This window comes from Methanoregula sp., from assembly GCF_002835825.1.
Classification (GTDB): domain Archaea; phylum Halobacteriota; class Methanomicrobia; order Methanomicrobiales; family Methanospirillaceae; genus Methanoregula.
Window position 1 is genome coordinate 1 of the sequence record NZ_PIZH01000536.1, and the last position, 1,413, is coordinate 1,413.

The 1,413-nt window shown below is 61.7% G+C and carries 2 protein-coding genes; both read right to left on the reverse strand.

From position 1 onward, the window contains the following. Positions 1-10: 10 nt before the first annotated feature. The gene (locus CW742_RS13070; RefSeq protein WP_292421075.1) at positions 11-319 is read right to left on the reverse strand and encodes a 2Fe-2S ferredoxin; all 309 of its coding nucleotides are present in this window, start codon (positions 317-319) and stop codon (positions 11-13) included. Between the two features lies 1 nt (position 320). Continuing rightward, the coding region (locus CW742_RS13075; protein WP_292421078.1) for a nitrogenase component 1 at positions 321-1,413 on the reverse strand (1,093 nt) is incomplete at its 5' end.

Consider the following 1,413-nt stretch of genomic DNA (forward strand, 5'->3'; position numbering starts at 1 on the left):
CCCCTCCTTCTTACAGTTCCAGGTGGGCGACGGGGTTCCCCCCTTCGATATGCGAGTCAAGGATCTCGGTGACGTCGGCAACTGTGACCGACCCGTACCAGACATTGTCCGGGTACACCACGACCACCGGCCCTTTCTCGCAGATACCGAAGCATCCGGTATTGGAGAGGAAAACCTCTCCCCCGATACCGCGTTCCTCGATCTCTTCCATGAACTTCGCCATGACTGCGACACCTTCCTTGGTGTGGCAGAAGCCTTTCTGCTGCCCGTTCGGGCGCGAGCTGGTACAGATGAATATGTGGTATTTCGGTTTTTGCATTTCAGGCACCTTCCGGTATTTCTGCGTGCATCATCTCCGCCTTCCTGAGCTGGCGGTATGTGGAATACTTAGTCTCCTGCAACCGGTCGGTGAGCCGGTCAAGGAGCGCGAGTGTCCCCGCGTACCCTACCGAGAGGATGCGCTGGCCCCCGAGACGGTCGTGGACCGGGAAGCCCATCCTGATGACGGGTATCCCGTGGCGCTCGGTCAGGAACCTCCCGCCCGAGTGGCCGATTGCGATTGTGGCGCCGGCCGCGAGAGCTTCGCGCTCGATCGCAGAGAAGTCCGTTCCCTCAAGGAAGACCGGTTCTTCGTCCAGTGTTGCTATGAACGGTTCGAGCGCGGTCGCAAGACGGCTGTCGGCCGAGCCGGTTGCGATGACGGACGGGATCGCCCCGACTTCAAGCGCGAACCGGACCTGCGCATTCACGAGTTCCGGTTCACCATAGATAACCGGCCTGCCCTCTGCGCAGATCTTGTGGGCATCGGCCATGGCATCAAGGAGCCAGCCTCGTTCCCGGGCAAGTTCTTCCGGCACGCTGCGGTCGGTGATCTTTTTCAGGATCTCCATGAACCGGTCCATGGATCCGATCCCCACCGGCAGCGGGAGCACAACGAGCGGGACCCCGTATTCCTGCAGGAGCCAGAGGCCGGGGGAGAGATTGTCCGGACAGGTCTCACCGAACTGGATCGTCAGCGGGGCGCCGGGCATGGCCGCGATCTCGTCCGGGGTTGTCCCGCCTTCGGGGATCTTCTGGTACGTTCCCCCGTACGGGCGGTCCAGCGTGAGCGAGTAGTCCGGGAGGAGGACGTATTCAAGCCCCATGAGCCCGAGGATTCGTTTGAGTTCCCGGATATCCGCGGGGCTGATATGCGGCACGATGACGTTGATCTTCCGGTGGGGCTCCGTGGGCCGGGCATAGTACGCGACAATTGCCTTTGTCGCTGCCCAGTACCCCTCGGTGTGGCTCCCGCCGTAACTCGGTGTGGGGACCGGGATGATGTCAAGGCCTTTTGTGTCCCGCTCCCTGGCATAATCATGGAGGATTCGTTCGAGATCCTCGCCCATGGTCTCGGCAAGGCAGGTAGAGAGC

Coding starts and splice junctions, on each gene's coding strand:
- CW742_RS13070 (WP_292421075.1), bottom strand. CDS start 319: ATGCAAAAACCGAAATACCACATATTCATCTGTACCAGCTCGCGCCCG.